The following is a 26,997-nucleotide window of genomic DNA, read 5'->3' as shown; positions in this document are numbered from 1 at the left end:
AAGACATGGGCGGGAAACTCTCGATCACACGCGCGGTTTCGACACTGATCCTCGCCTGCGGCATCGCATTTGCGGCAGCGCCGGCGGCGGTGCAGGCCGCGAGCAAGGTCGTCGCCGTCGTCAACGGCACGCCCATCACCTCCGGCGATGTCGCCAAGCGTGCTGCGTTTCTGCGCCTGCAGCGGCATGCCGGCGGCCAGGCCGCCGCCCGCCAGGAACTGATCGACGAAGTTCTCAAGCGCGCCGAAGTCGTCAGGGTCGGCGCCTCCGTCAGCACGAGCGATGTCGATGCGGCGGTCGGCCGCTTTGCGGCCGGCAACAAGCTCACCGTCCAGCAACTGTCGCAGGTGCTCGACCAGGCCGGCGTCGGCCTCGAGCACTTCAAGAGCTACGTCGCCGTGGCGATGAGTTGGCCGCGCGTGGTGAATGCCCGGTTCGGCGGTGGCGGAAACGGCCGTCTTTCCAACGAGGAACTCGTCCGGCGCATGCAGGAAAACGGCGGCAACAAGCCGGTGACGACGGAATATTTCCTGCAACAGGTGATCTTCGTGGTACCCGCCTCCAAGCGCAACGCCATCATCGGCAAGCGCCAGGCGGAAGCCAACGCGTCGCGCTCGAAGTATCCCGGCTGCGAACAGGCCAAGGTGTTTGCCGCCACGATGCGGGACGTTTCGATCCGCAATCTCGGCCGCATGATGGTGCAGGAGATCCCCGGGGACTGGAAGCCACTGGTCGAAAAGGCCGGCGACGGCAACACGACGGCGACGCGCGTGACGGATAAGGGCGTCGAATATCTCGGCATCTGCAAGAAGCGCCAGGTTTCCGACGACCTTGCCGCCGAAGTCGTCTTCCGCGCCGAGGATATCGGCAAGAAGAACCAGGGCGAGGACGCCAACAGCAAGAAATACATCGAGGAACTGCGCAAGCGCGCGCAGATCATCGACAAATAACCGCACTCCCATGACCGCAACCGCAAGCGACAGGCCGCTTGCCCTGACCATGGGCGATCCGGCCGGCATTGGCCTCGACATCAGCCTTGCCGCCTGGGCGAACAGAAAGGCCTGGCAGACTCCGCCTTTCATCATGATCGGCGATCCCGTCGCCCTTGCCGAGCGCGCCCGCCTGCTTGGCCATGACATCGCGATGCGTGAAGCGGAATGCGCCGAAGCGATTGCCGCTTTCGACGCAGCGCTGCCGGTCCTGCCGGTTGCCTGCGCCGCGCCCGCCATGCCGGGCGAGCCCGATTCCGCCAATGCCGGCGCCATCACCGGCGCGATCGAAACGGCGGTGCGGCTGACGATGGAAGGTGCCGCTTGCGCCGTCGTCACCAATCCGATCGCCAAATCGGTTCTCTACCAAGCCGGCTTCCGATTCCCCGGACATACCGAATTCCTCGCCGATATCGGTGAACGCATGACCGGCGAAAAATTGCTGCCGATCATGCTTTTGGCCGGGCCGAAGCTGAAGGCCGTCCCGGTGACGATCCACATCCCTCTGAAGGACGTGCCGGCGCAGCTGACTTCCGACCTGATCTACCGGACCTGCACGATCACCGCGCGTGACCTGAAGCGGCGGTTCGGGCTTGCCTCGCCGCGCCTCGCGGTGGCGGGCCTCAACCCGCATGCCGGCGAAAACGGTGCCCTCGGTCTCGAGGACGATGCGATCATCCGCCCGGTCATCGATCGCCTGAAGGCCGAGGGGCTCGACATCATCGGGCCCCTGCCCGCCGATACCATGTTCCATGACCGCGCCCGCGCAACCTATGACGTGGCGATCTGCATGTATCACGACCAGGCGCTGATCCCGGTCAAGGCGCTCGGCTTCGACGACAGCGTCAACGTCACGCTCGGCCTTCCCTTCATCCGCACCTCGCCGGACCATGGCACGGCGTTCAGCCTTGCGGCCAAGGGCGTTGCCCGCGCCGACAGCCTCGTGGCCGCGCTGAAGATGGCGCGAGAGCTTGCCGACAACGCTGCGAAAGCGAACGGCTGATGGCGGCAATCGACGGCCTGCCGCCGCTGCGCGACGTCATCCAGCGCCATGGCCTCGATGCCAGGAAGGCATTGGGCCAGAACTTTCTGTTCGACCTCAACCTCACCCAGAAAATCGCCCGCACGGCCGGGTCGCTGGAGGGCGTGACAGTGATCGAGGTCGGCCCCGGGCCCGGCGGTCTCACCCGCGCCATCCTGTCGCTCGGCGCCAAAAAGCTGATCGCCATCGAGCGGGACAGCCGCTGCCTGCCGGCGCTCGCCGAGATCGCCGATCACTATCCCGGCCGCCTGGAGGTGATCGAGGGCGACGCCCTGAAGATCGACTTCGAGAACCTCGTGACCGATGGCCCGGTCCGCATCATCGCCAACCTGCCCTACAATGTCGGCACGCAACTTTTGGTCAACTGGCTGTTGCCGAAAGCCTGGCCGCCCTTCTACCAGTCGATGACGCTGATGTTTCAGCGCGAGGTTGGCCTGAGGATCGTGGCGGAAGAAAACGATGATCATTACGGCCGGCTCGGCGTGCTCTGCGGCTGGCGGACGCAGGCGCGCATGGCCTTCGACGTGCCGCCGCAGGCGTTTTCGCCGCCGCCGAAGGTAACCTCGTCCGTGGTCCATCTGGAACCGCTGGAAAACCCGATCCCCTGCTCTGCCGCCGCCCTGGAAAAGGTGACGATGGCCGCCTTCGGCCAGCGCCGCAAGATGCTGCGCCAGAGCGTCAAGTCGATCGGCGGCGAGGCCCTGCTGGCCAAGGCCGGCATCGACCCGCAACGCCGCGCCGAAACGCTCTCCGTCGAAGAATTCTGCCGGATCGCCAACTGCCTTTGAAGGTCGCAAGGCAATCGTCGGCGGAGAATTTACCCCCCCTCTGCCACTTCGTGACATCTCCCCCTCAAGGGGGAGATTATTCTCGTCCCTCAGCCGCATTCCAAAACTGTGGGGAAGGCGACTGCACGGCCAATCTCCCCCCTTGAGGGGGAGATGTCACGGAGTGACAGAGGGGGGTTAACCGCACGTCATTGTATGGGTGACCACTCTAAAGCTTCGGCGTTTCCGTCAACAGCCCGTTGACGAACTCGAACAATCCCGGGCGGCGGTCGCGGCGCAGGCGTTCAGCCTCGACGATCGCCTTGACGGAGGCAAACGCGCTGTCGAGGTCCTCGTTGACGACGATATAGTCGTACTCGATCCAGTGCTCGATCTCGGCCCGCGAATTGGCAAGCCGTGTATGGATCACCTCTTCCGTGTCCTCGGCGCGCCGGTGCAGGCGCGATTGCAGTTCGGCCATCGACGGCGGCAGGATGAAGATTGACACGACATCGCCGCCCATCTTCTCCTGCAGCTGCTGGGCGCCTTGCCAGTCGATGTCGAACAGCATGTCGCGGCCATCGGCCATGGCCTGTTCCACCGCGTCGCGCGGCGTGCCGTAGAAATTGCCGTGCACCTCGGCCCATTCCAGGAGCGCGTCGGTCTGGCGCAGGCCCTCGAACTCACGGATCGACTTGAAGAAGTAGTGACGGCCTTCGATCTCGCTCGGGCGGCGCTTGCGCGTCGTCACGCTGACGGAGATGCTCATCTGCGGATCGGCTTCCAGGAGGTTGCGTGCAATCGTCGACTTGCCGGCACCGGAGGGTGACGAGATCACCAGCATGAGGCCGCGGCGCTGAATGGCTTTTGTGGATGGTGGGCTGGCGGGGCTCATGGTCACTCCAGATTTTGGACCTGTTCACGAAACTGGTCGATGACGACTTTCAGTTCGATGCCGGCGGCAGTCACCGTTGCGGCATTCGACTTGGAACAGATCGTATTCGATTCGCGGTTAAATTCCTGGGAAAGGAAATCGAGTTTCCGGCCAACCGGGCCGCCCTTCTCCAGAAGATCGCGGGCAGCGGCGACATGCGTGCGCAGCCGGTCGATCTCCTCGCGGATATCGGCCTTGGCCGCCAAAAGCGCCACCTCGCCATAGAGGCGGTCCTGATCGATCGTCACGCCGCCATCCAGCACCAGAGCCACCTGCTGCGCCAGCCGGGCGGCGATCGACTGCGGGCTGCGCGACGGATCCACCTCGATCTGCCCGGTCAGCAGGGCGATCTTTTCGATCTGGTCGAGCAGCACCCGGCAGAGCGCGGCACCTTCGGTCTCGCGCATGGCGGTGATGTCGGCGAGAGCGAGTTTCAGGCCAACCAGGAGGTCCCCGTCGCGGGCGGCGCGCTCGCCCTCCTGTTCCTCGGGCTCCCGGAAATCGACGACGCCACGAATGGCAAGCAGCGTGTCGAGCCGCAGCGGCGCGGGGTCGATCACATCGCGCAACTGCTCGCGCAGCGCCAGTACGGCTGCCAGCGCACCCTGGTTGACCACGGTTTCAACCCCGGCCTCGCTGGTGTTCACGGTCAGGTTCACCTGCATGTTGCCGCGCGAAAAACACTCCGCCACCAGCTTGCGAACATCGGCTTCCAGATGTTCGGTGCCGGTCGGCAGCCGCAGCCGCAGATCGAGACCCTTGCCGTTGACCGAGCGCAGTTCCCACGCCCAGCGATAGCGCCCGGAGGTTCCCTCGCGGCGGGCAAATCCGGTCATGGATTGCAGCGGCATCGTCTTCTCCTTGCTCCTCGCAGCGCGCAGCCGGACCGGCTGGCATGGCGCGCGGGAATGTTTGAAATGGTGCATGAATGTGTACGGCTCCGGCACGGTTGACCGCAAGGGTCAAGCGGGCCGGAGCCGTATCATCCACAAGCGTGGTACCGATTATTCCTGAACGGTCGCCGGTTCTGCCGCCTTGGCTGCGGCTGCGGCCTTCTCGGCCTCCAGCTTGCGCCAGCGGCGGACATTGTTGTTGTGCTCGTCGAGCGTGGCTGCGAACACATGCCCGCCGGTGCCGTCGGCCACGAAATAGAGATCCGATGTGCGCGACGGGTTGGCAACGGCCTCCAGCGCGGCGCGGCCGGGATTGGCGATCGGCGTCGGCGGCAGACCCTTGATCAGATAGGTGTTGTAGGGCGTCTGCTTGTCGAGGTCCGATTTCAGGATCGGCCGGTCGGCCGGTTTTCCGTCGCCGCCGAAAATGCCGTAGATGATCGTCGGGTCGGACTGCAGGCGCATGCCCTTTTCCAGCCGGTTGATGAAGACGGAGGCTACGCGCGAGCGTTCGTCGGCGATGCCCGTTTCCTTCTCGACGATCGATGCCAGCGTCAGGAACTCCTCGCGGCTGGAGATCGGCAGGTCCGGATCACGGCGATCCCAGATCTGATCGACCAGGGCCTTCTGCGCAGCTGCCATCTGCGCGACGATTTCGCTGCGCTTGGTGCCGCGCGAGAATTTATAGGTGTCGGGACGCAACGTGCCTTCGGCAGGCAGTTCCGCCGGCAAATCGCCTTCCAGCACCGGGTCCGCACTCAGCTTGCTGAACATCTGCTTGACGGTCAGGCCTTCCGGCAGCGACACGGAGTAAAGGATCGACTTGCCCGATTTCAGCAGTTGCATGATCTCCTGCATCGAGGAGCCTGCCTTGATTTCGTACTCGCCGGCCTTCAGCGTGTCATCGTCCAGATAGGCTTCCGACATGAAGCGGAAGACGCGCCCATCGGAAACGATATTGTTGCGCTCGAGACTGCCTGCGATTTCCTGAATGCCGGCACCGTTGCGCACTATGAAATTGGTGTTTGCCGTCAGCGGGCCTTTGGCCTCGTAGGCCGTCATCGCGTAATAAATGGTCGCGGCGGCAGCGACCGTCAGACAAACGATGACGGTCATGACGAAATTCAGAAAGATGACGACCTGGCTTTTCGCCTTGCGCGACCGCTTCGGCGGCTGCGGCACCTTTTCCGGACGAAGGGCTTCGCTCGCCGATTTCGGAATGATCGGGCCGTTGTTGCCGGCGTCGCTGCGGCCGAAAGGCACTGCGCTGTTTTCGTTTGCGTCGTTCACGAGTGTCCTGGTTCTGGAGTTCGCATCATGCACGTCCCAATCCCTGATGCGAACTCCAGAAGAGTACCAGGAAAGAGAATCATTTCGCTGCGACTATAGCAATCTACGCCGTCTGCCTTGTGTCAGCATGACCTGGCGACACCCGGCACAGCGGTCTCCGGTCACAAATCGTCCCTATTGCACGTTTGAACCGAGCAATGCGGCAAAAGCTGGATAAGGGATGCATTTAAAGCATCAAATACGGTAAGCCGGCGACATGGCGCGCCGACACGGGGCCTCAGAGGGGCCCCGCGAGCGCCGATATCAGGCGAGACGGCGCAGGACGAGGGAGGCGTTCGTACCGCCGAAACCGAAGGAATTCGACAGGGCGACATTGATATCGCGCTTGCGCGCAACATGCGGCACCAGGTCGATCTTCGTTTCGACCGAAGGATTGTCGAGATTGAGCGTCGGCGGCGCGACATTGTCGCGGATCGCCAGCGCGCAGAAGATCGCCTCCACCGCACCGGCAGCGCCGAGCAGATGGCCGATCGCCGACTTGGTCGAAGACATGGAAACCCTGCTTGCGTGCTCGCCAAGAACGCGCTCTGCGGCGCCAAGCTCGATCGTGTCCGCCATGGTGGAGGTGCCGTGCGCGTTGATATAGTCGATGTCGGCTGCCGTCAGGCCGGCGCGCTTCAGCGCCATCTGCATGCAGCGGTAGGCGCCGTCGCCGTCTTCGGCGGGCGCGGTGATGTGGAAGGCGTCGCCTGAGAGGCCGTAGCCCACGACTTCCGCATAGATCCTTGCGCCGCGCGCCTTGGCATGTTCGAGCTCTTCCAGCACGACGATGCCGGCGCCCTCGCCCATGACGAAGCCGTCACGATCCCTGTCATACGGGCGCGATGCCTTTTGCGGATCGTCGTTGTGTTGGGTGGACAGCGCCTTGCAGGCTGCAAAGCCGGCAAGGGCGATGCGCGAAATCGGCGATTCCGTGCCGCCCGCGACCATCACGTCGGCATCGCCAAGCGCGATCAGGCGGCTCGCATCGCCGATCGCATGGGCGCCGGTCGAACAGGCGGTGACGACCGAATGGTTGGGTCCGCGCAGCTTGTGGCGGATCGAGACCTGGCCGGAGGCGAGATTGATCAGACGGCCGGGGATGAAGAAGGGGGAAACGCGGCGGGGGCCCTTGTCGCGCAAGGTGATGCCGCCATCGACGATGCCTTCGAGACCTCCGATGCCCGAACCGATCAGGACGCCGGTGGCAATCTGGTCCTCGTCGGATTTCGGGTGCCAGTCGGCATCGGCAAGCGCCATGTCAGCTGCAGCCATCGCGTAGATGATGAAATCGTCGACCTTGCGCTGTTCTTTCGGTTCCATCCAGTTGTCGGGATTGAACGTGCCGTCGGTGCCATCTCCGAACGGCAGGCGGCAGGCAATCCTCGCAGGCAGGTCTTCGACTTCGAATTCAGTCACCCGGCGGGCGGCATTGCCTCCGGCAATCAGCCGCGACCAGCTGATCTCGGTTCCACAACCCAATGGAGATACCATGCCGGTACCGGTGATAACGACACGTCTCATAGCCCGTGATCCACCCTGCCTGTTAATTCCAGAACCGGACCGGACCACATGCTAAAACCGGACCCGTACATCCATTTCCGTGATGTTCATATCGCGCAATCAGGTACGGAAGCCATCAGGCCTTCCTTAAATGCGCTTGCTGCCCCCAAAAAAGGGAGCCTGCCCCGCCTGGGGACTTGAAGGCGGGCCGCGACGCGCCCCGCCCTGCACCGGCTTAGGCCTGTGCCTTTTCGATGAACTTGACGGCGTCGCCGACCGTCAGGATCGAATCCGCTGCATCATCGGGAATTTCGACGCCGAACTCTTCTTCGAATGCCATGACCAGTTCGACGGTGTCGAGCGAGTCCGCGCCCAGATCGTCGATGAAGCTTGCGCCTTCCGAAACCTTTTCGGCATCGACGCCAAGATGATCAATAACAATTTTCTTTACGCGTTCTGCTACGTCGCTCATGTCGGATTCCTCGACCTTTGTTTTTTCTCAACGATGCCGTGCTGACATCGGTACCCTATTAACGCCAGAGAGATCAAGAACGATCACCCCGGCAATCTCTTCAACCGCAAGAGCGGCAAACCACGCGCTGCAAAAGATGGCGTGTGCCTCATATCTTCCGATCGACTGCGCACAGTCATGGCCCGCTTAACACGGTTTATGTCTGTCGCAAAGTCCGAAAATGGCCGGGAATGGCTTGGTCAACACGCAATTCCCGGTATTTCCGCCCTGCCCCTTCGATTAACGCGAAAACGCGGCAGCGCAGGCGTTTACCGCCCTCAGATCATCGCCATGCCGCCGTTCACATGGATCGTCTGGCCGGTCACGTAAGCCGCCTCGTTGGAGGCGAGATAGGCGACGGCGGCGGCGACTTCCGCACCGGTTCCCATCCGCTTCATCGGGATGGCGCCCATGATGGCGTCCTTCTGCTTGTCGTTCAGCTTGCCGGTCATGGCGCTCTCGATGAAACCGGGCGCGACGCAGTTGACGGTGACGTTGCGGGTGGCGATCTCCTGCGCCAGCGATTTGGAGAAGCCGATCATGCCCGCCTTGGAGGCGCAGTAGTTGGCCTGGCCCGGATTGCCGGTGACGCCGACGATCGAGGTGATGTTGATGATACGGCCATGGCGGCGGCGCATCATCGGATGGGTCAATTCGCGCGTCAGCCGGAAGACCGAGGTCAGGTTGACTTCCAGCACCGCGTCCCAGTCCTCGTCGCTCATGCGCACGAACAGGCCGTCCTTGGTGATACCGGCATTGTTGACGAGGATGTCGACGCCGGAAAGTTCGCTTTCCGCCTTTTCGCCGAGCGCCTTGACGGCGCCACGGTCGGCAAGGTTCGCCGGAAACAGGTGGACGCGCTCGCCGAGCTCGTTGCCGAGCGCTTCGAGCTTTTCGACGCGGGTGCCGTGCAGGCCCACGATGGCGCCCTGCGCATGCAGGATGCGGGCGATCTCTTCGCCGATGCCGCCGGATGCGCCGGTGACGAGAGCCTTGCGGCCAGACAGATCGAACATTGTGATTTCCTCTTGTTAGAGCGAATAGTTGTTAGTCGTTCGTGAGTAGTTATGAGAGAAAACCAGTGCTCACGTGGCGAGCGGCACCTAATCACTACTCACTGCCGACCACTCACGTCTCGTCACTAGACGAGAGCAGCAATTGCCGCGTCGATGTCGGCGGGGGAATTGACGGCGCTGCCGGTCACCGTCTTGTCGATGCGGCGAGCAAGACCGGTCAGCACCTTGCCGGAGCCGATCTCGTACAGAGTCTTCACGTCGTTTGCGGCGAACCACTCGACGGTCTCGCGCCAGCGGACCTGGCCGGTCACCTGTTCGACCAGAAGGCTTGCGATCACCTGCGCATCCGTCACCGGCGCGGCCCGTACATTGGCGAGCAGCGGCACGGCCGGATTGCTCTTCGCCACCGTTGCGAGGGCCTCGCGCATGGCGTCGGCCGCCGGCGCCATCAGCGCCGAATGGAAGGGCGCGGACACGGGCAGAAGGATAGCACGCTTTGCCCCCTTCTCGGTCGCCAGCATCGCCGCCTTTTCGACCGCGGCCTTCTCGCCGGAAATCACCAGCTGGCCGCCGCCATTGTCGTTGGCGATCTGGCAGGAGCCGAGCGCCGACGCTGCCGCGCAGATCGCGTCGACATCGCCATGCTCCAGGCCGATGATCGCCGCCATCGCGCCCTTGCCTACGGGCACCGCCGCCTGCATGGCATTGCCGCGGATGCGCAGGAGCCGCGCCGTGTCGGCGAGCGAGAACGTGCCGGCGGCACAGAGCGCCGAATATTCGCCAAGCGAATGGCCGGCGACATAGGCGACCTTGGATTTCAGATTAAGCCCCTTGGCCTCGAGCACGCGAATGGCGGCGATCGACACCGCCATCAAAGCCGGCTGGGCATTGGCCGTCAGCGTCAGCGTCTCCTCCGGGCCGTTCCACATGATGTCCGAGAGCTTGTCGCCGAGCGCGTCGTCGACCTCGGCAAAGACGGCTGCTGCCTCCGGAAAGGCATCTGCCAGGTCCTTGCCCATGCCGAGCGCCTGGCTGCCCTGTCCAGGAAATGTGAATGCGATTGCCATGGGGATGTCCTTCCCTTCAATTTTCCTCTCCATTCACATTCCTTGCGTCCGAGTCAAGGCTTGAGCGGCCTTCGGCCCGTCTATGCATCGGGTGCGCGCTTTTCTCTTGCGCCGCAGCAAACAGCCACTACATTCGCCGGCAAACCAGATCGAGGCACTTTCATGCGCTACAAGACACTCGGCCGCACCGGCATCACCGTTTCCGAAATCTGCCTGGGCACCATGACCTGGGGCAGCCAGAACCCGGAAAGCGAAGCCCACGAGCAATTGGACTATGCCGTCGGCCAGGGCATCAACTTCATCGACACGGCTGAACTCTATCCGGTGACGCCGCTTTCGGCCGAAACGCAGGGCCTCACCGAAGCCTATATCGGCACCTGGCTGAAGAAGCGCGGCAAGCGCGACGATGTAGTGATCGCCACCAAGGTCGCCGGCCCCGGACGCCCCTATATCCGCGGCGGCAGCCCGATGAGCCCCGCCACGATGCGGATCGCGCTCGATGAAAGCCTGAAACGGCTGCAGACGGACTATGTCGATCTCTATCAGCTGCACTGGCCGAACCGCGGCCATTACCACTTCCGCAACGCCTGGACCTACGACCCGTCGAAACAGGACAGGGCGGCGGTACCGGCCGAGCTCCTGGCGCTCCTCGAAACGCTCGGAGAGTTCGTCAAAGCGGGCAAGATCCGCGCCGTCGGCCTGTCGAACGACACCGCCTGGGGCACAATGACGATGCTGTCGCTGGCCGAGAAGCACCGCCTGCCGCGCATCGCCTCGATCCAGAACGAATACAACTTCCTCTACCGCGCCTTCGATCTCGATCTTGCCGAGGTCAGCCATCACGAGGATGTCGGCCTGCTCGCCTATTCGCCGCTCGCCGCCGGCCTGATGAGCGGCAAGTATCTCAACGGCGCGTGCCCGCAAGGCTCGCGCCTCAGCATCAATGGCGACCTCGGCGGACGCTATACCGAATATCAGGAAGGAGCCGTCGCCGCCTACGCCGAGCTCGCCCGCACCCACGGCCTCGATCTCGCCCAGATGCAGCTTGCCTTCAGCCTTACCCGGCCCTTCATGACCTCGGTCATCATCGGTGCGACGAGCATTGCACAGCTGAAGACGAATATCGGTGCGAGGGATGTCAGGCTGTCAGCCGAGGTGTTGAAGGGAATCGGGCGGCTGCACCGCCAGTTCCCGGCGCCGATCTGAGCACGCGTCGGTGGCGGCTCCATAACAGAGAGTGTGAGACCGGCACCGGCTGCGGATCCTCCGCACCATACAAAAATGGCCTGCAGGCAGCAGGCCATTGTGCGACCTCAAAGGATCAGGAACGCTTCCTGATCGTGCCGTAGACGATGTTGCGGTTCTCGCCGAACCAGACACTCGCCTCGACGCTGTTGCGCTCGACGCTCGAATTGATGACGTTCCACATGTCCGCCTCCGAGCGCAGGAGTAGTGCCCAGTTCATGTACGATTCCATATAGCCGTCGTCGGCCATGCCCTTGGCGAAATTGGCGAAGAGGAAGACACCGCCCGGCTTGAGCATGTCCATGCAGGTCTGCGTCAGCTTCACCGCAACCTTGTCGGCAAGATAGTCGTAGAGACCGGCGGCATAGATGAAGTCAAACTTGCCGAGCTGATGCTTCTTGCTGAGCAGCCCGCGGACGGAACCATCGATTGCCTCGATGCTGGTGCCCTGGAAATCCCGGGCGATCGATCCGATGCTGAGCGGGTCCTGATCGAGGGCGACCCACCGCCTGATCTGCCCGTTCTTCAGGGCGACCGAGCTGTCGGCTTCACGCAGGTGGCCTGCGGCGACGGTGAGTATCTCCGTTTCCGGGCCTTTTTCCGCCGCGATCTCGTCGACATAGCGGGTCAGGATGTCGCGCCGCTCCCTGACGGCGACAGGGCCCGGGGCGTTGCGGGTATATTCATAAATTCCGAGCCCAAGCGGAGTGGACTTTGCCACTTCGTGGGCAACGGCGGGGTGGCCATAGATGAAGTCGATCAGGCTCGCGTCACCGGAATAGCCGCGCGGCTTTTCGAAAGACCAGCGGGTGAACGGATCCTGCTGAAAGATCTTCGCCGACGGATGGCTCTGCACGATCGGGATCAGCTCCTGCCAGACGCTTGGCTCGAACTTGTTGCGCGTCTCATGAAGCGCGCCGATAAGCCACTTTACAGTCTGGGCCGGATCGCTGCGTTCTTCGATCCGCTGCAGGGCAATTGACAGCACGAGCGCCAGTTCGGCTTTCGCCGTTGCCAGTTGCTCGTCGTGTCGATCGGTTTTGGAGGAAGAAAGTTCGGTGATGATGGATTGGGGGGTGATCAGGCTTTCGCCGTCGAAGGCAATATTAGATTGGGACACTCGAACCTCGTGGGTTAATAGATCATTAATATAATGGTGAAAAATAGATGAAGTGCCAATCCGAGCGGCCCCGCTTTCGTGGGGTATGGTTAACGCACGGGCCCGTAGCGGGCTCGGCTGTGGTCGCACGCGGCTGCTCTTTTACCGAGTTCAGAAAAAGTTAATGCACCTCCCCTATGGTGCGGAAAAGTGCTGCCCTTTCCAGATAGATATCCTGTCTGGATGGCCGGCGTGGGGCGCCTGAAACAGCGTCGATTGCTGGAAAGAGGCCTCAAGCTCGAGAATGCGACGCAACGCAATGGAAAGTGCATGAAGCACACGTTGGCCGACGTAGTTGAAATCGATCTCCATACCGAGCCGCCGAGACCGGCCTCGGCGGAGCTTCGTGCGCTCTATCGGCAGGAGGGCCAACGCAAGCGCAAGCAGGCCACGAGACACGGCCTGTGGATCGCGGTCCCCGCCTATCTGCTGTTTTCGATCACCGACATATTGCTCGTTCCGGACGTCGCGCTCTACACGATCGCCGCCCGCTTCGCCGTCGGCGTCATCGCTATCGCCGCGCTGGAAACGCAGTTCCGCCTGAACGCCAGCGCCGACGCGATCGACGCCACCTGTGCGGGCGCGGTCATCCTCGCCTATGCCGGCTGGCTGTGCACAGCCATGATGACCGCCGATATCCAGAGCATATCCTACTACATGGTCTTCGGCGCCATCTTCATGATGAGCGTCAACCTGTTCTTCAGCTTCCACTTTCGCCTGTCGGTCGTCGCGTCGATCATCATCCTCGTCATTTTCCTGGCCGCGCTCCTGTCCTTCCCGCCGATGGATACCACCTACAAGCTGGCATTCGGCACCTTTTGCGCCTCATGCTTCGTCTTCACCTCCTATGTGAACTGGAAGCTCAACAGGGAACGCTACAAGGTCTTCCTCAACGCCCTGGAGGCGAAGGTCCAGCACAACGAGGCATCCGAACGCGGCAAGGCTCTGCTGAGGCTGTCGAACACCGATCCTTTGACCGGCCTTGCAAATCGCCGGGCCATCGACCAGAGGCTGCGCAGCCTGTGGAACGACTGGCAAAAATCCGGCAAGAGCTTTGCGGCGATCCTGATCGACGTCGATTTCTTCAAGCGGTACAATGACTGCTACGGCCATCAGGAAGGCGATCGCTGCCTTATCCAGGTGGCCAACGCGCTCGAGGCCACGATCAGCGCCTTTGGCGGCTCGATCGGACGCTATGGCGGCGAGGAATTCATCGTTCTTGCCCACCTGGATGCCGGCGAGCGGGTGGCGCAACTTGCCGAAGCCATTCGACGCACGGTCGAGGAGCTGGCGCTGGCGCACGGCCAGCGGCGGGACGGCACGTCGATCGTCACCGTCAGCGTTGGTGCATCGTTCACCCGCAATCAAACGGGCACGAAACTCGAGAAGGTCATCCACGAGGCGGACCGCGCCCTTTACGCAGCCAAGGCAAGCGGCCGCAACTGTGTGCGCCTGTTCGATCCGAACGATCCCCAGAGCAGCGACGAAAGCGAGAACGTCGCGGCCCTGCTGAAGATCGCCATCGACCAGCATCTGGTTTCCCTCGTCTACCAGCCGATTCGCAATGTCGCCTCCGGCCGGGTCGAGGCCGTCGAAGCGCTGATGCGCCTGAGAATGTTGGACGGCACAGCGGTCACGCCGAGCCTTTTCATTCCCGTCGCGGAGCGGACCGGGGCCATCCTGGAACTCGGGCGCTGGGCCATACGGACGGTTTGCCGTGAACTCCTGGTGAACGACCACGTGCCGGTGGTCAGCGTCAACGTCTCGCCCCTCCAGCTCAAGACCCCCGGCTTTGCCGCATCCGTCGCGGCGATCCTCGGAGAGACCGGTGTCGGCGGCGGCCGGCTGGCGCTGGAGATCACCGAAGGTCTCGAAATGGAGATGCATTCGGACATTCTGCGCTGCATCAGCGACCTGAAGACGCTGGGCATCAAGATCTGGCTGGATGATTTCGGGACGGGCTTTGCCGGTCTTTCCTGGCTTCGCCTGATCGATTTCGACACGGTGAAGATCGACCGTTCGTTCCTGCACGACTGCGGCACCCCGCGCGGCAAGGCCATGCTCCAGGACATCATCGGCCTCGTGCGCAATCGCGGCCACAACATCCTCGTCGAAGGGGTGGAAACCAATGAGCAGCTCAGGCTCATGCAGGAATTCCGCATAGACCAGGTGCAAGGCTACTACGTCGGCCGCCCGGCCCCCGCCGAAACCTTCACGACGCCCCCACCCGCCGACCCGCGCCGGGCGCGGCTGATGAGACCGGCTGGGTGATGACGGCCCTCCAAGATGGTCATCCTCGGGCCTGACCCGAGGATCCATCCCCAAGCCCATCAACGCTCAGCCATCCGGCGATGCGCGTGCTTGGATCCTCGGGTCGAGCCCGAGGATGACAACCCTTCCTGGGCCAGCAACCCGCCCATCCTGCGATCGACGGCTTGCCGCCTCAGGACACCCTTGTCCGCCGGTCATCCCGCCATGCCTCAACGTCAGGAAGTGCCCATCGGCCCTCCAAGATCGTCATCCTCGGGCCTGACCCGAGGATCCATCCCCGAGCCCCTCAACGCTCAGCCATCCGGCGATGCGCGTGCTTGGTTCCTCCGGTCGAGCCCGAGGATGGCAACCCTTCTAACTGGCGGATTTTGTTGGTGAGGGACAGGCCCCACGTCCCCATCCATCCCCGCCATCAAAACCTCTGCCATAATCTTCCCGTCCCGCCCACGGATACGCTGCCAGCCGTGGCAGCGAGGCGGGACCGGCGCCGGTCTCAGGGAAAGGACGGAAGTCCTTGGGATCGGGGTTCGCGAGAAGGTTCCCCTCCGCAGGCTGATGCTGCTGCGGGCGTGCAAGGGCACAGAGGGCCGACAAGGCCGTAGCGGAACGAGTTTGCGGACAAAAACCGCTGAACGGGGCGCTGAGAGGTGTCACTATTCTAATTCCTACGAGGCAGCTTTCAGCGCCCCGTCCGACTTGCTCTTTGACAACCACGGCGGTTTTCCCGCGCGTGAACGAAGGCGTTGCGCACTTCCGCGCGCTTCGAGAATCGGGCACTGTGCCACGCGGCTCCGCGCTAATTTCCCGCTGCCCCTTGCTTCTCGGACAAAAATGCGTATAAGCGCGCTGTTCGCAACATCCGGTCTTCTGGCTGGTGGCTGAACGGAGGGCCGGTTTCCGCTTTTTAGAAACCTGTCAGGACCTAAAGGGGTCCAGCCTCCCGTGTCTCCGCTCTCGACCGTCTCGAAACAACACTTTCTTGCCCGCTCATCTGAGCCAAAAGAACAGTCGTTGAGGCTTAGCCGCCGGGGTCCGGGTGACGATTAACGCAAGAAAGGCAAAGCCCTCATGGCTCTTTATGAACATGTATTCCTTGCCCGGCAGGATATTTCCGCTCAGCAGGTCGACGCTCTCGTCGAACAGTACAAGGGTGTACTGGAAGCTAACGGCGGAAAAGTCGGGCGCGTCGAAAACTGGGGCCTCAAGTCCCTGACGTACCGCATCAACAAGAACCGCAAGGCTCACTACGTTCTGATGGACATCGATGCTCCGGCACCGGCCGTTCACGAAGTCGAGCGCCAGATGCGCATCAACGAAGACATCCTTCGTTACATGACCATCGCTGTCGAGAAGCATGAAGACGGCCCGTCCGCCATGATGCAGAAGCGTGACCGCGACGACCGTCCGCGCCGCGATGGTGATCGTCCGGAGCGTGGCTTCGGCGACCGCGGTCCGCGTCCGGACCGTGGTGATCGTGAAGACCGTCCGCGCCGTCCGCGCGAAGACCGGGCATAAGGAGAGAAGATCATGGCTGACATTTCATCCGCTCCGGCGCGCCGCCCGTTCCATCGCCGCCGCAAGACCTGCCCCTTCTCCGGTGCCAACGCTCCGAAGATCGACTACAAGGACATCCGCCTCCTGCAGCGCTACATTTCCGAGCGCGGCAAGATCGTTCCGTCCCGCATCACGGCGGTTTCCCAGAAGAAGCAGCGCGAACTGGCCCAGGCCATCAAGCGCGCCCGCTTCCTCGGCCTCCTGCCCTACGTCATGTCCTGATGCATCTCCCCTTGGAGCCCTGCTCCGAGGAAAGGCATCAGCATCTGGATTGACTTGACTCTCCGTTGAGAGATTGACTCGACGGAAGCTCCCTCAGGGTGAGGCGAACAGCCACCCGGCATCGCCTCACCTTCTCCCTTTCGCGTTGGGCGCGGATCGGAAACACCGGCGCATAGGCGCTAGAACCCATGTTGGGGCTTCGTTCCTTCATCAGGAAACGCCTCTAACTGCTTGATAAGCAGGACAGCGACCGTGAAGACACCGAATGCAACATCGCTGCTGACCGGCGCGCTCGCCGGCGTGACCGCCGCCCTGCTTTTGCTCGGCGCGAACACGCAGTCGTATTTTGCCATTCTGTTCGTCGCTGCTGCAGCGCTGCCTGTTCTCATCGTCGGCCTCGGCTGGGGCAATGCCGCCGCCGCCGTAGCCGTCGTCGTCGCGGGCCTCGGCCTTGCGATGTTTGCCTCGCCCTTGTCTGCGCTGTTCGTCGTGATCATCATGCTCGCACCGGCCGCCTGGCTCAGCCACCTCGCCAATCTGGCACGGCCGGCTTCCGAACTCGGCGGTCCGGACGGCGCGCTTGCCTGGTATCCTCTGTCGGATATCCTCAGTCACCTGGTCCTTCTGGTAACGGTCGGCGCCATCATCATCGGCGCGATCACCGGATATGACGACCGCCTTGCCAGCCTTGTGGTCGATCAGGTGGTGATCGCGATGAAGGCACAGGATCCGCAGTACGACCTGAGCCCTGAAGTGATCGAGCAGCTCAAGTCTGTCTTCAATATCGGCTGGCCGCTGCTGTTTGGCACGCTCTGGGTCATGATCCTGTTTACGGCCTATTACGTCGCCAGCCGCATCGTCCAGATGTCGGGCAAGAACCTGCGCCCGCGCGAGGACATGCCGTCGACACTGCGCATGCACCGCTATTCCATCTTCGCCTTCCTCGCCGGCCTGGTTCTCGCCTTCATGGGCGGAGGTCTGGCCACGATCGGCGCAGTCATCTGCGGCACCTTCGGCGCGGGGTTCCTGCTTGCCGGGTTCGCCGTCTTCCATTTCCGCACGCGTGGCAAGTCCTGGCGGCTGCCCGTTCTGTGGATCGGCTACATGTCGGTCTGATCTTTCAGGTACCGGCATTCTTCTTTCTCCTGTCCGGCCTGATGGACACGCGGCGCGCCATCGCGCTGTCGCCGGCAGGGAAAACAACTGACACTGAAACAAAAGACCTCTGAACAGACAAACGAAAGGACACCCACATGCAAGTCATTCTTCTCGAACGCGTCGCCAAGCTCGGCCAGATGGGCGAAACCGTCAAGGTTCGCGACGGCTTCGCCCGTAACTACCTCTTGCCGCTCGGCAAGGCGCTGCGCGCCAACGAAGCAAACAAGAAGCGTTTCGAGGCCGAGCGCGCGACGCTTGAAGCCCGCAACCTCGAACGCAAGTCCGAGGCCCAGAGCGTTGCCGAAAAGCTGGACGGCAAGTCCTTCATCGTCGTTCGCTCGGCTGGCGAAACCGGTCAGCTCTACGGTTCGGTCGCTGCCCGCGATATCGTTGAAACGCTCGCTGCCGAAGGCTTCAACATCGGCCGCAACCAGGTCGACCTCAACAACCCGATCAAGACCATCGGCCTGCACGACGTCGTGCTGCACCTGCATGCCGAAGTCGAAATCAAGATTCAGATGAACGTTGCCCGTTCGGCTGAAGAGGCAGAACGCCAGCTCAAGGGCGAAAGCCTGACCTCCGCCGACGCCATCTACGGCGTTGACGAGGACGCCCTGAAGCCGGAAGACTTCTTCAACCCGGAAGCTGAATACGAAGCCGAAGAAGAGTAAGAGCGGCCGCGCCGCTTCCGACCTCGGTCTTCAGCAAACAGAAGGGCCCGCGATTGACGTCGCGGGCCCTTCTGTGTCCGGGGGCTACGTGAGCGTCGCTGCATCCTGAGCGGTGGACAGCCTTACAGTTGCGGCTAAAAATCCTGCACCCGGTTCGAACCGAGGTTAGAATGATCGCGGACGACGGCGATTCGCGTCAGAAATCCAGTCAATAGCCGATGCCAGTATCGACCGCGATTTTTCCTGCTGAGCAGCGCGACCCTGTGAACAATGGTGACGGCTTGCCGTCGGATCAAATGCGTCCACGGCTGTTGCAGCTATACACTAGACCCCTCACCGCAATGTTCGCAAATCGGTACCGTAATCATCAGACCACAGAGACGGAACGCCATGAACGAAGCAGCGCGCAGACTTGTCCCCCTAGCCAAGGATCAGGCCGAAGCACACTATCGCGAGGCGCCGAGCAATCTCGAGGCCGAGCAGGCGCTGCTGGGCGCCATTCTCGTGAACAACGACGCCTTCTACCGCGTCTCGGACTTCCTGAAGCCCGTCCATCTCAATGAGCCGCTGCACCGCAAGATCTTCGAGGTTGCCGGCGACATCATCCGTATGGGCAAGACCGCCAACCCGGTCACCATCAAGACCTTCCTGAAGGCCGACGAGAAGGTCGGCGACATGACGGTGGCGCAATATCTCGCCCGGCTGGCCGCGGAAGCCGTCTCGATCATCAACGCGGAAGATTACGGCCGGGCGATCTACGATCTGGCACTGCGCCGCTCGCTGATCACCATCGGCGAGGACATGGTCAACATCGCCTATGACGCGCCGCTCGACATGCCGCCGCAGAGCCAGATCGAGGATGCCGAACGCCGCCTGTTCGAACTCGCGGAAACCGGCCGCTACGACGGCGGCTTCCAGTCGTTCAACGACGCGGTGGCATTGGCAATCGACATGGCGGGGCAGGCCTTCGAGCGCGACGGTTCGCTGTCGGGCATCTCGACCGGCATTCACTCGCTCGACGCCCGCATGGGCGGCCTGCAGCGCTCCGACTTGATCGTGCTTGCCGGACGTCCGGGCATGGGCAAGACGTCGCTTGCCACCAACATCGCCTACAATATTGCCGCGGCTTATGAGGGCGAAGTTCAGGCAGACGGGTCGATGAAGGCCAAGAACGGCGGCGTCGTCGGCTTCTATTCGCTCGAAATGTCGTCGGAGCAGCTGGCAACCCGTATCATTTCCGAACAGACGGAAGTCTCCTCCTCGAAGATCCGGCGCGGCGATATTTCCGAGCACGATTTCGAGAAACTCGTCGCCTGCTCGCAGCACATGCAGAAGGTGCCCCTTTATATCGACCAGACCGGTGGCATCTCGATCGCCCAGCTTTCAGCCCGAGCGCGCCGTCTGAAGCGCCAGCGCGGACTCGACTGCCTGGTGGTGGACTATATCCAGCTGATGACCGGGTCGGGCAAATCCAGCGACAACCGCGTACAGGAAATCACCCAGATCACCACCGGCCTGAAGGCGCTCGGCAAGGAGCTGAACGTGCCGATCATCGCACTCTCCCAGCTTTCCCGCCAGGTGGAAAGCCGCGAGGATAAGCGGCCGCAGCTCTCCGACCTTCGTGAATCGGGCTCGATCGAGCAGGACGCCGACGTCGTGCTGTTCGTCTTCCGTGAGGAATATTACGTCAAGAACTTGGAGCCGCGCGACGAGTTCGATCCGAAGTACGAAGAGTGGAAAATGCAGTTCGAAAAGGTCAAGGGCACCGCCGACGTGATCATCGCCAAGCAGCGCCATGGGCCGACCGGCACCGTCAAGCTCGCCTTCCAGTCGGAGTTCACTCGCTTCACGGATCTCGCCGATCCGTCCTTCACACAATACGAGCATTGACCGGAAAAGCCGCTTGCCGCTGGCCAATGGTCGCTCCGCACGTTGCAAATTGCCGGACTTCCGGATAAGCGAAAAGAAAATTCATCTGAATAACCGCGACGGCAACGGTCGCGGTCCAACGTCTCTAGTGTGGGGAATCTGTTCATGGACGCCTTAATCGCGCTGCTGCAGGTGCTTGCGATCGACCTTGTGCTCGCAGGCGACAACGCCATCGTCATCGGTCTTGCGGCAGCCGGTCTTCCCAAGGAGCAGCGCGGCAAGGCGATCCTGATCGGGATCGCGGCAGCAACTGTGCTGCGTATCATATTTGCCCTCCTCACCACGCAACTGCTGCAAATCCTGGGCCTGCTGCTCGTCGGCGGCATCCTGCTCCTGTGGGTCTGCTGGAAAATGTGGCGCGAACTCAGAACCACGGCCAAGGAAGAAGCCGAGGGCCTGGAATCCCTGACCGGCGAGGACATGGACGAGAACGGCACGATCGGCGGCGCTCCCCGCAAAACGCTGAAGCAGGCAGCCATTCAGATCGTCGTCGCCGACGTCTCGATGTCGCTCGATAACGTGCTCGCCGTTGCGGGTGCTGCCCGCGAACATCCCACCATCCTCATCATCGGCCTTGCGGTATCGATCGCGCTGATGGGTGTCGCCGCATCGTTCATCGCCAAGCTGCTGCACCGCTTCCACTGGATTTCCTATGTCGGTCTCGCCATCATCCTCTTCGTTGCGCTGAAGATGATCTACGAAGGCATCGTGGAAGTTGAGCCCGTTCTGACATCGTCGTTCCTGTAATCGGCGAATGGCTGCCGGCGGCAAGGCTGCCGGCTGTCGCCTGAATAGCCGGGAAGCGGTGACAGACCTGCCGCTTCCGCGAGCGCTGCGATTGCAGTCGGGGCCGCTTGGCTGTATCCCTTGTGCATGGCCCAATCGCACGATCCCTCCTCCACCCTTCCCGCATTCGATGCCGCCTCCAACCGCTTGATCATCGATCTCGGTGCGCTTGCGGACAATTGGCGCAAGATGGACAGGCTTTCCGGCAAGGCGCGTGCGGCCGCGGTGCTGAAGGCCAATGCCTATGGCATCGGCATCGAACCCGCAGCCGAAACACTGTATGCCGCCGGGGCCCGGGACTTCTTCGTTGCCAATGCCGAGGAGGGCGTTGCGCTGCGTCCCTTGGTGCCTGACGGGCGCATCTATGTCCTCGCCGGCATGTGGCCGGGCAACGAGCAGCTTTTCTTCGACAATGGCCTCGTGCCGATCGTCAACTCGCAAGAGCAGTTTGCCTTCTTCATGTCGGTCCTGTCGGAACGCGGCGATCATCCTTGCGTGCTGCATGTCGATACCGGCATGAACCGGCTCGGATTGACCGCGTCCGAGGCTCTGGCGCTGGCAAACGACCCGGCCCGCCCCGCAAGCTTTTCGCCTGTCCTGGTGATGAGCCACCTCGCCTGCGCCGACGACCCGGACCATCCGCTGAACCGTCGTCAGCTTGAATCGTTCCGGGCGGTTACCGCCGCTTTCGAAGGCATCGAATCAAGCCTGGCCAACTCGGCCGGCGTGCACCTTGGACCGGATTTCCATTTCGACCTGACCCGTCCCGGCATTGCCGTCTATGGCGGCGAGGCCGTCAACGGCCTAGCCAATCCCATGAAGCCGGTCGTGACCGCGCAGGCCCGTATCATCCAGATCCGCAGCGTCCGGTCCGGCGAAACCGCAAGCTACGGCGCCTCGGCGCAATTCTCCCGCGACAGCCGGGTGGCAATCGTCGCCATCGGCTATGCCGACGGGTATCATCGCTCGGTGTCGGGCGGCGGCGTCACCTTGCGTCAGGCAAGGCCGTCGGGCGCGTTCGGTTTCCTCAACGGTCATAGAGTTCCGCACCTCGGCCGTGTCACCATGGATTTGAGCCTGTTCGACGTCACCGACCTGCCGGAAAATGCGGTCCGGCCCGGCGACTATGTGGAGCTCTTTGGCAATAACGTCGCGATCGACGATGTGGCCCGGGCGGGCGGCACGATCGGCTACGAGATGCTGACGAGCCTTGGACACCGCTACGAACGAGCCTATATCGAAGCATAGGCTGGTAGGAACTGTTCTCACCTCATGCTAGAATGACGCGAAAAGGAGCTTCCCATGTCCAACGCGAAAAAATCCTTCGTCATCGGCGATCACTTCGACGGCTTCATCGAGGAACAGGTGAGGTCCGGCCGTTTCAACAATGCCAGCGAAGTCGTGCGCGCGGGGTTGCGGCTGCTCGAAAGGGACGAAGCGAAACTCGCGGAATTGAGGCGGCTGATCAAGGAAGGTGAAGACGATATCGCGGCGGGGCGTGTCTATGAGTATGAAGATGGCGAGGCGCTGCTGAACGATATAATGCACGGGCAGCATGACGATTAAGAGCCGCAAGTCAGTTTTCTCGCGGGCGGCTCGCGCGGACCTTAGGTCAATCTTCAAGTACATTGCGAGGAGAAATCCTGAAGCGGCCGCCAACTTCGTTCTCGACATTAACCTGAAAATTCGCTCAATCGCACGCAGCGGCTTTACAGGCGTCGCGCGCGATGAAATCGGTCAGAGCCTCCGCGGTTTGCCTTATCGCGAGCGTTGCATTTATTTCCGTATCGAGGATACCCGTATCTACATCCTCCGCATCCTCCACGGCCGCCAGGACATCTCCTCCGAAGACTTCCCCGAAAGCGAAATTTGATGGCGAAAGCCCGGACACAATTCATCTGCCAGAACTGCGGCACCGTTCATCCCCGCTGGGTGGGAAAATGCGAAGGCTGCGGCCAGTGGAACACCATCGTCGAGGAAGACCCGATGGGTGGCATAGGCGGCGGCCCCGGCAAGACACCGAAGAAGGGCCGGCCGGTAGCGCTGACGACATTGTCCGGCGAGATCGAGGACGCACCGCGCATTCAAAGCGGCATTTCCGAACTTGACCGGGCGACCGGCGGCGGTTTCGTGCGCGGCTCGGCCGTCCTTATCGGCGGCGACCCCGGCATCGGCAAATCGACGGTGCTGATGCAGGCGGCAGCGGCGCTGTCCCGGCGCAAGCATCGTGTCATCTACGTCTCAGGCGAGGAAGCGGTGGCGCAGGTTCGCCTGCGGGCCCAAAGACTGGGGGCGGCCGATACCGACGTGCTGCTGGCGGCCGAAACCAATGTCGAGGACATTCTGGCGACGCTGGGTGAAGGCAAGCGGCCCGACCTCGTCATCATCGATTCCATCCAGACCCTGTGGAGCGACATCGTCGATTCCGCCCCCGGCACGGTGACGCAGGTGCGCACCGGCGTACAGGCGATGATCCGGTTTGCCAAGCAGACGGGCGCGACGGTCGTGCTCGTCGGCCACGTCACCAAGGAGGGCCAGATCGCGGGGCCGCGCGTCGTCGAGCATATGGTCGATGCCGTTCTCTATTTCGAAGGAGATCGCGGCCATCACTACCGGATTCTCCGCACCGTCAAGAACCGCTTCGGTCCGACCGACGAGATCGGCGTGTTCGAGATGTCGGACAAGGGCCTGCGCGAGGTCAGCAACCCGTCGGAACTTTTCCTCGGCGAGCGCAATGCGAAATCTCCGGGCGCCGCCGTCTTTGCCGGCATGGAGGGAACGCGGCCCGTCCTGGTCGAGGTTCAGGCGCTGGTCGCGGCAACGTCGCTCGGCACGCCCCGCCGGGCCGTCGTCGGCTGGGACGGAGCCCGGCTGTCGATGATCCTTGCAGTCCTTGAAGCGCATTGCGGCGTGCGGCTCGGCCAGCACGATGTCTATCTCAATGTCGCCGGTGGATACCGGATTTCGGAGCCCGCAGCCGATCTGGCTGTCGCTTCCGCACTGGTTTCGTCGCTTGCCGGTCTTGCCCTTCCCTCCGATTGCGTTTATTTCGGCGAAGTCAGTCTGTCCGGCGCCATCCGGCCGGTTGCCCATACAGCGCAGCGCCTTAAAGAAGCCGAAAAGCTCGGCTTTTCACAGGCCGTCCTGCCCTCCGCCTCCGCCGACCTGCCCAAGGGTAACGGCATGAGTTGGAGCGAGATGGAAAGCCTGCCGGATCTGGTGGCACGCATCGCCGGCTCGAAGGGAGCCTTGAAGCAGGCGGACAACGATGATTAAGGAAAACGCCGCGTAAAATCGGCGAATTCCGGTGAAAACAGTGTTCAACGATGAACCATCGAAAGACGCTTGCGGCGTGATGATATATGGTTCGCGGAAAATCAGCATGGGGTCGCGCTGCATAGTTTTTTAAATCCCGCTCGATTTAAAAATTATGCAGCAGATACAAAGGGGTTGTTGCGTCCTTGCGCGTCCGATGTGACGCGCGGCGCAGCAGGCGGTTTCGGAGTAGCACAATATGCCCATTACAATTCTCGACGGTATCGTTCTCGGCGTCGCGCTTTTCTCGGCCATCCTGGCAATGGTGCGCGGCTTTTCCCGGGAAGTGCTGTCGGTCGCAAGCTGGATCGGCGCCGCCGCCGCCGCCTATTTCCTCTACCCCTTTCTCCTGCCTTACGCGAAGAACTACACCAGCAGCGACACCGTCGCGATGATCGGCTCGGCCGGCGTGGTCTTCCTCATCGCCTTGATCGTGATCTCGTTCATCACCATGCGGATCGCCGATTTCATCATCGACAGCCGTATCGGCGCGCTTGACCGGACGCTCGGCTTCCTCTTTGGCGCTGCCCGCGGTATTCTTTTGGTCGTCGTCGCCATGCTGTTCTTCAACTGGCTGGTCGCGCCGCAGCAGCAGCCGGGTTGGGTGACCACCGCCAAGTCAAAGCCCTTGCTCGACAATCTCGGCGGCAAGCTGGTCGCGCTCCTGCCGGAAAACGCCGACGCGACGATCCTCGACCGCCTGCGCGGCAAGGACACGACCGGCGAAGGCGAGAACGAAGGTATTGGCGGCGCGACCACTCAACCGCCGGCCGAGGAAACGCCCGCGACCAATGGCGCGGCGACCAATGGCTAAGGCCGGGTGTTGGAAAAATATGGGCCCGCTCCGGCGGGCTCTGTCCATTTGGCAATGATGGCATGCAATTCCCTCGAGTCCCTGTGGCTTGAAGGGCCGATGACCCGATACAATATGCGCAACGCGTTCCTGCCCTTAGGATAAAGGCCAACAGCGATGACCCATTTGCGATCCGAAGAGATCAACGACGAATTCGATGGCGATACGTTGCACGAGGAATGCGGCGTCTTCGGCATCCTCGGGCATCAGGACGCAGCGACCTTGACGGCGCTCGGCCTGCATGCGCTCCAGCATCGCGGACAGGAAGCGGCCGGCATCGTCACCTTCGACGGCAGGCAGTTCCGTACCGAAAAACGCATGGGCCTCGTCGGCGATCACTATACCGATCCGGCGATCCTCGCCAAATTGCCCGGTTCGATCGCCATCGGCCACACCCGCTACTCCACCACCGGCGAAGTGGCGCTGCGCAACGTACAGCCGCTGTTTGCGGAACTCGAAGTCGGTGGCATCGCCATTGCCCACAACGGCAACTTCACCAATGGCCTGACGCTGCGCCGCCAGATCATTGCCACCGGCGCCATCTGTCAGTCGACCTCGGACACCGAGGTCGTGCTTCACCTGATTGCCCGCTCGCGCCACAGCTCCACGGCTGACCGCTTCATCGACGCGATCCGGCAGATGGAGGGCGGCTATTCGATGCTCGCGATGACGCGCACCAAGCTGATTGCCGCGCGCGACCCGACCGGCATCCGGCCGCTGGTCATGGGCGAGCTCGACGGCAAGCCGATCTTCTGCTCGGAAACCTGCGCGCTCGACATCATCGGCGCGAAATATATTCGCGACGTCGAAAACGGCGAAGTCATCATCTGCGAAATCCAGCCGGACGGCTCGATCGACATCGACGCCCGCAAGCCGGCGAACGCGCAGCCGGAACGTCTCTGCCTGTTCGAATATGTCTATTTCGCCCGCCCCGATTCGGTCGTCGGCGGCCGCAGCGTCTATGTGGCGCGCAAGAACATGGGCGTCAATCTCGCCAAGGAATCGCCGGTCGAAGGTGACGTGGTCGTGCCGGTTCCGGATGGCGGCACGCCGGCGGCGCTCGGCTATGCACAGGCGAGCGGCATTCCCTTCGAATACGGCATCATCCGCAACCACTATGTCGGACGCACCTTCATCGAGCCGACGCAGCAGATCCGCGCCTTCGGCGTCAAGCTGAAGCATTCGGCCAATCGCGCCATGATCAAGGGCAAGCGCGTCGTTCTGGTCGACGATTCGATCGTGCGCGGCACCACCTCGCTGAAGATCGTGCAGATGATCCGCGATGCCGGCGCGACGGAAGTCCATGTCCGCGTTGCCAGCCCGATGATCTTCTATCCCGATTTCTACGGCATCGACACGCCGAATGCCGACAAGCTGCTCGCCAACCAGTATGCCGACGTCGAGGCGATGGCGAAATATATCGGCGCCGACTCGCTGGCGTTCCTGACGATCGACGGGCTCTACCGCGCCGTCGGCGGCGAGGATCGCAATCCGGCCCGCCCGCAGTTCACCGATCACTATTTCACCGGCGACTATCCGACCCGGCTTCTCGACAAGAACGGCGAAACCGCCGGGCTTAAGCTGTCGGTGCTTGCCAGCAACGGCTGAGTCGCTTCTCGCGATTACGTCCGTTGCTTGCGTGCTCCTCATCCGCCCTCCCTTTTAGACAAGAAGGGCGGGCACCTTCGCCCCGTGAACGAGGAGAAGGAACAAGCGGCGAATCTCGGACAAATCCCCTCTCCCCGCCTGCGGGGAGAGGGCTAGGGTGAGGGGGTGGTGCTTG

Annotated in this window: 24 protein-coding genes and 1 pseudogene; 17 read left to right on the top strand and 8 right to left on the bottom strand. The window is 62.4% G+C overall.

The features are described 5' to 3' along the window. Positions 1 to 5 precede the first annotated feature (5 nt). Genes JNB71_RS22520 through rsmA form a run of 3 tightly spaced genes read left to right on the top strand, consistent with a single transcriptional unit; the run spans position 6 to position 2,819 of the window. Complete coding sequence (locus tag JNB71_RS22520) at positions 6 to 950, top strand: peptidylprolyl isomerase (protein WP_220374020.1); 945 nt, start codon at positions 6 to 8, stop codon at positions 948 to 950. Positions 951 to 960: 10 nt separating this feature from the next. Continuing rightward, the gene (gene pdxA, locus JNB71_RS22515; RefSeq protein ID WP_220374019.1) at positions 961 to 1,992 is read left to right on the top strand and encodes a 4-hydroxythreonine-4-phosphate dehydrogenase PdxA; all 1,032 of its coding nucleotides are present in this window, start codon (positions 961 to 963) and stop codon (positions 1,990 to 1,992) included. Continuing rightward, positions 1,992 to 2,819, top strand: coding sequence for a 16S rRNA (adenine(1518)-N(6)/adenine(1519)-N(6))-dimethyltransferase RsmA (rsmA, locus tag JNB71_RS22510; RefSeq protein WP_220374018.1), 828 nt, complete (start codon positions 1,992 to 1,994; stop codon positions 2,817 to 2,819). The genes pdxA and rsmA overlap by 1 nt, the downstream gene beginning before the upstream one ends. A 208-nt stretch (positions 2,820 to 3,027) precedes the next feature. Here rsmA and gmk read toward each other — a convergent pair whose 3' ends face one another. The 7 genes from gmk to fabD all read right to left on the bottom strand — a co-directional run bounded on the left by gmk (position 3,028) and on the right by fabD (position 10,051). Beyond that, positions 3,028 to 3,693, bottom strand: coding sequence for a guanylate kinase (gene gmk / locus JNB71_RS22505; RefSeq protein WP_220374017.1), 666 nt, complete (start codon positions 3,691 to 3,693; stop codon positions 3,028 to 3,030). A gap of 2 nt (positions 3,694 to 3,695) precedes the next feature. Continuing rightward, the gene (locus tag JNB71_RS22500) at positions 3,696 to 4,583 is read right to left on the bottom strand and encodes a YicC/YloC family endoribonuclease (RefSeq protein WP_220374016.1); all 888 of its coding nucleotides are present in this window, start codon (positions 4,581 to 4,583) and stop codon (positions 3,696 to 3,698) included. Positions 4,584 to 4,736: 153 nt separating this feature from the next. Beyond that, on the bottom strand, positions 4,737 to 5,915 hold the full coding sequence (gene mltG, locus JNB71_RS22495; RefSeq protein WP_220374015.1) for an endolytic transglycosylase MltG: 1,179 nt from the start codon (positions 5,913 to 5,915) through the stop codon (positions 4,737 to 4,739). 303 nt (positions 5,916 to 6,218) lie between these two features. Continuing rightward, the gene (gene fabF / locus JNB71_RS22490; protein WP_220374014.1) at positions 6,219 to 7,478 is read right to left on the bottom strand and encodes a beta-ketoacyl-ACP synthase II; all 1,260 of its coding nucleotides are present in this window, start codon (positions 7,476 to 7,478) and stop codon (positions 6,219 to 6,221) included. 214 nt (positions 7,479 to 7,692) lie between these two features. Beyond that, positions 7,693 to 7,929, bottom strand: a complete 237-nt coding sequence (locus JNB71_RS22485; protein WP_018327362.1) for an acyl carrier protein — start codon at positions 7,927 to 7,929, stop codon at positions 7,693 to 7,695. Between the two features lie 317 nt (positions 7,930 to 8,246). Further along, entirely contained in the window at positions 8,247 to 8,984 is a 738-nt protein-coding gene (gene fabG, locus JNB71_RS22480) for a 3-oxoacyl-[acyl-carrier-protein] reductase (protein WP_112848991.1), read from the bottom strand. A 125-nt stretch (positions 8,985 to 9,109) separates the two neighbouring features. After that, positions 9,110 to 10,051: an ACP S-malonyltransferase gene (gene fabD, locus JNB71_RS22475; RefSeq protein ID WP_220374013.1), complete on the bottom strand. Its 942-nt coding sequence runs from the start codon at positions 10,049 to 10,051 to the stop codon at positions 9,110 to 9,112. Between the two features lie 162 nt (positions 10,052 to 10,213). Between fabD and JNB71_RS22470 the strand changes: the two genes are divergently transcribed. Beyond that, the gene (locus tag JNB71_RS22470; protein ID WP_220374012.1) at positions 10,214 to 11,257 is read left to right on the top strand and encodes an aldo/keto reductase; all 1,044 of its coding nucleotides are present in this window, start codon (positions 10,214 to 10,216) and stop codon (positions 11,255 to 11,257) included. Positions 11,258 to 11,372: 115 nt separating this feature from the next. On the opposite strand, the gene JNB71_RS22465 is transcribed toward JNB71_RS22470, so the two are convergent. Continuing rightward, complete coding sequence (locus tag JNB71_RS22465; protein WP_220374011.1) at positions 11,373 to 12,416, bottom strand: class I SAM-dependent methyltransferase; 1,044 nt, start codon at positions 12,414 to 12,416, stop codon at positions 11,373 to 11,375. A 309-nt stretch (positions 12,417 to 12,725) separates the two neighbouring features. On the opposite strand from JNB71_RS22465, the gene JNB71_RS22460 reads away from it, so the two are divergent. The 13 genes and pseudogenes from JNB71_RS22460 (at position 12,726) to purF (ending at position 26,822) form a co-directional block, all read left to right on the top strand. After that, positions 12,726 to 14,726, top strand: coding sequence for a putative bifunctional diguanylate cyclase/phosphodiesterase (locus tag JNB71_RS22460; RefSeq protein ID WP_220374010.1), 2,001 nt, complete (start codon positions 12,726 to 12,728; stop codon positions 14,724 to 14,726). Between the two features lie 1,068 nt (positions 14,727 to 15,794). Continuing rightward, entirely contained in the window at positions 15,795 to 16,241 is a 447-nt protein-coding gene (gene rpsF, locus JNB71_RS22455) for a 30S ribosomal protein S6 (protein ID WP_026204037.1), read from the top strand. Positions 16,242 to 16,253: 12 nt separating this feature from the next. Beyond that, positions 16,254 to 16,502 (top strand): 30S ribosomal protein S18, encoded by a 249-nt coding sequence (gene rpsR / locus JNB71_RS22450; protein ID WP_018329714.1) that lies wholly within the window; start codon positions 16,254 to 16,256, stop codon positions 16,500 to 16,502. Between the two features lie 252 nt (positions 16,503 to 16,754). After that, a pseudogene (locus JNB71_RS22445) lies at positions 16,755 to 17,731 on the top strand (DUF2232 domain-containing protein). Between the two features lie 24 nt (positions 17,732 to 17,755). Beyond that, complete coding sequence (gene rplI / locus JNB71_RS22440) at positions 17,756 to 18,331, top strand: 50S ribosomal protein L9 (protein ID WP_220374009.1); 576 nt, start codon at positions 17,756 to 17,758, stop codon at positions 18,329 to 18,331. Between the two features lie 390 nt (positions 18,332 to 18,721). Then, on the top strand, positions 18,722 to 20,221 hold the full coding sequence (locus JNB71_RS22435) for a replicative DNA helicase (protein ID WP_220374008.1): 1,500 nt from the start codon (positions 18,722 to 18,724) through the stop codon (positions 20,219 to 20,221). 144 nt (positions 20,222 to 20,365) lie between these two features. Then, a complete protein-coding gene (locus JNB71_RS22430; protein WP_220374007.1) occupies positions 20,366 to 21,007 on the top strand; it encodes a TerC family protein in 642 nt (213 codons plus the stop codon). A 126-nt stretch (positions 21,008 to 21,133) separates the two neighbouring features. After that, a complete protein-coding gene (alr, locus tag JNB71_RS22425) occupies positions 21,134 to 22,294 on the top strand; it encodes an alanine racemase (RefSeq protein ID WP_220374006.1) in 1,161 nt (386 codons plus the stop codon). A 54-nt stretch (positions 22,295 to 22,348) separates the two neighbouring features. Then, positions 22,349 to 22,612, top strand: a complete 264-nt coding sequence (locus tag JNB71_RS22420) for a type II toxin-antitoxin system ParD family antitoxin (protein WP_220374005.1) — start codon at positions 22,349 to 22,351, stop codon at positions 22,610 to 22,612. Beyond that, positions 22,602 to 22,919 carry a type II toxin-antitoxin system RelE/ParE family toxin gene (locus tag JNB71_RS22415; protein WP_220374004.1) on the top strand — a complete coding sequence of 106 codons (318 nt, stop codon included), beginning with the start codon at positions 22,602 to 22,604 and terminating at the stop codon, positions 22,917 to 22,919. Before JNB71_RS22420 ends, JNB71_RS22415 begins: the two co-directional genes overlap by 11 nt. After that, positions 22,919 to 24,322, top strand: a complete 1,404-nt coding sequence (radA, locus tag JNB71_RS22410) for a DNA repair protein RadA (protein ID WP_220374003.1) — start codon at positions 22,919 to 22,921, stop codon at positions 24,320 to 24,322. The genes JNB71_RS22415 and radA overlap by 1 nt, the downstream gene beginning before the upstream one ends. 238 nt (positions 24,323 to 24,560) lie before the next feature. Further along, a complete protein-coding gene (locus JNB71_RS22405) occupies positions 24,561 to 25,175 on the top strand; it encodes a CvpA family protein (protein WP_220374002.1) in 615 nt (204 codons plus the stop codon). 156 nt (positions 25,176 to 25,331) lie between these two features. Next, positions 25,332 to 26,822: an amidophosphoribosyltransferase gene (gene purF / locus JNB71_RS22400; protein ID WP_220374001.1), complete on the top strand. Its 1,491-nt coding sequence runs from the start codon at positions 25,332 to 25,334 to the stop codon at positions 26,820 to 26,822. Positions 26,823 to 26,997: the final 175 nt, after the last annotated feature.

This window comes from Rhizobium herbae (genome assembly GCF_019511375.1).
Classification (GTDB): domain Bacteria; phylum Pseudomonadota; class Alphaproteobacteria; order Rhizobiales; family Rhizobiaceae; genus Pararhizobium; species Pararhizobium herbae_A.
The sequence above is the reverse complement of the archived record's forward strand: the minus strand, read 5'-3'. Positions and strand labels throughout refer to the sequence as shown.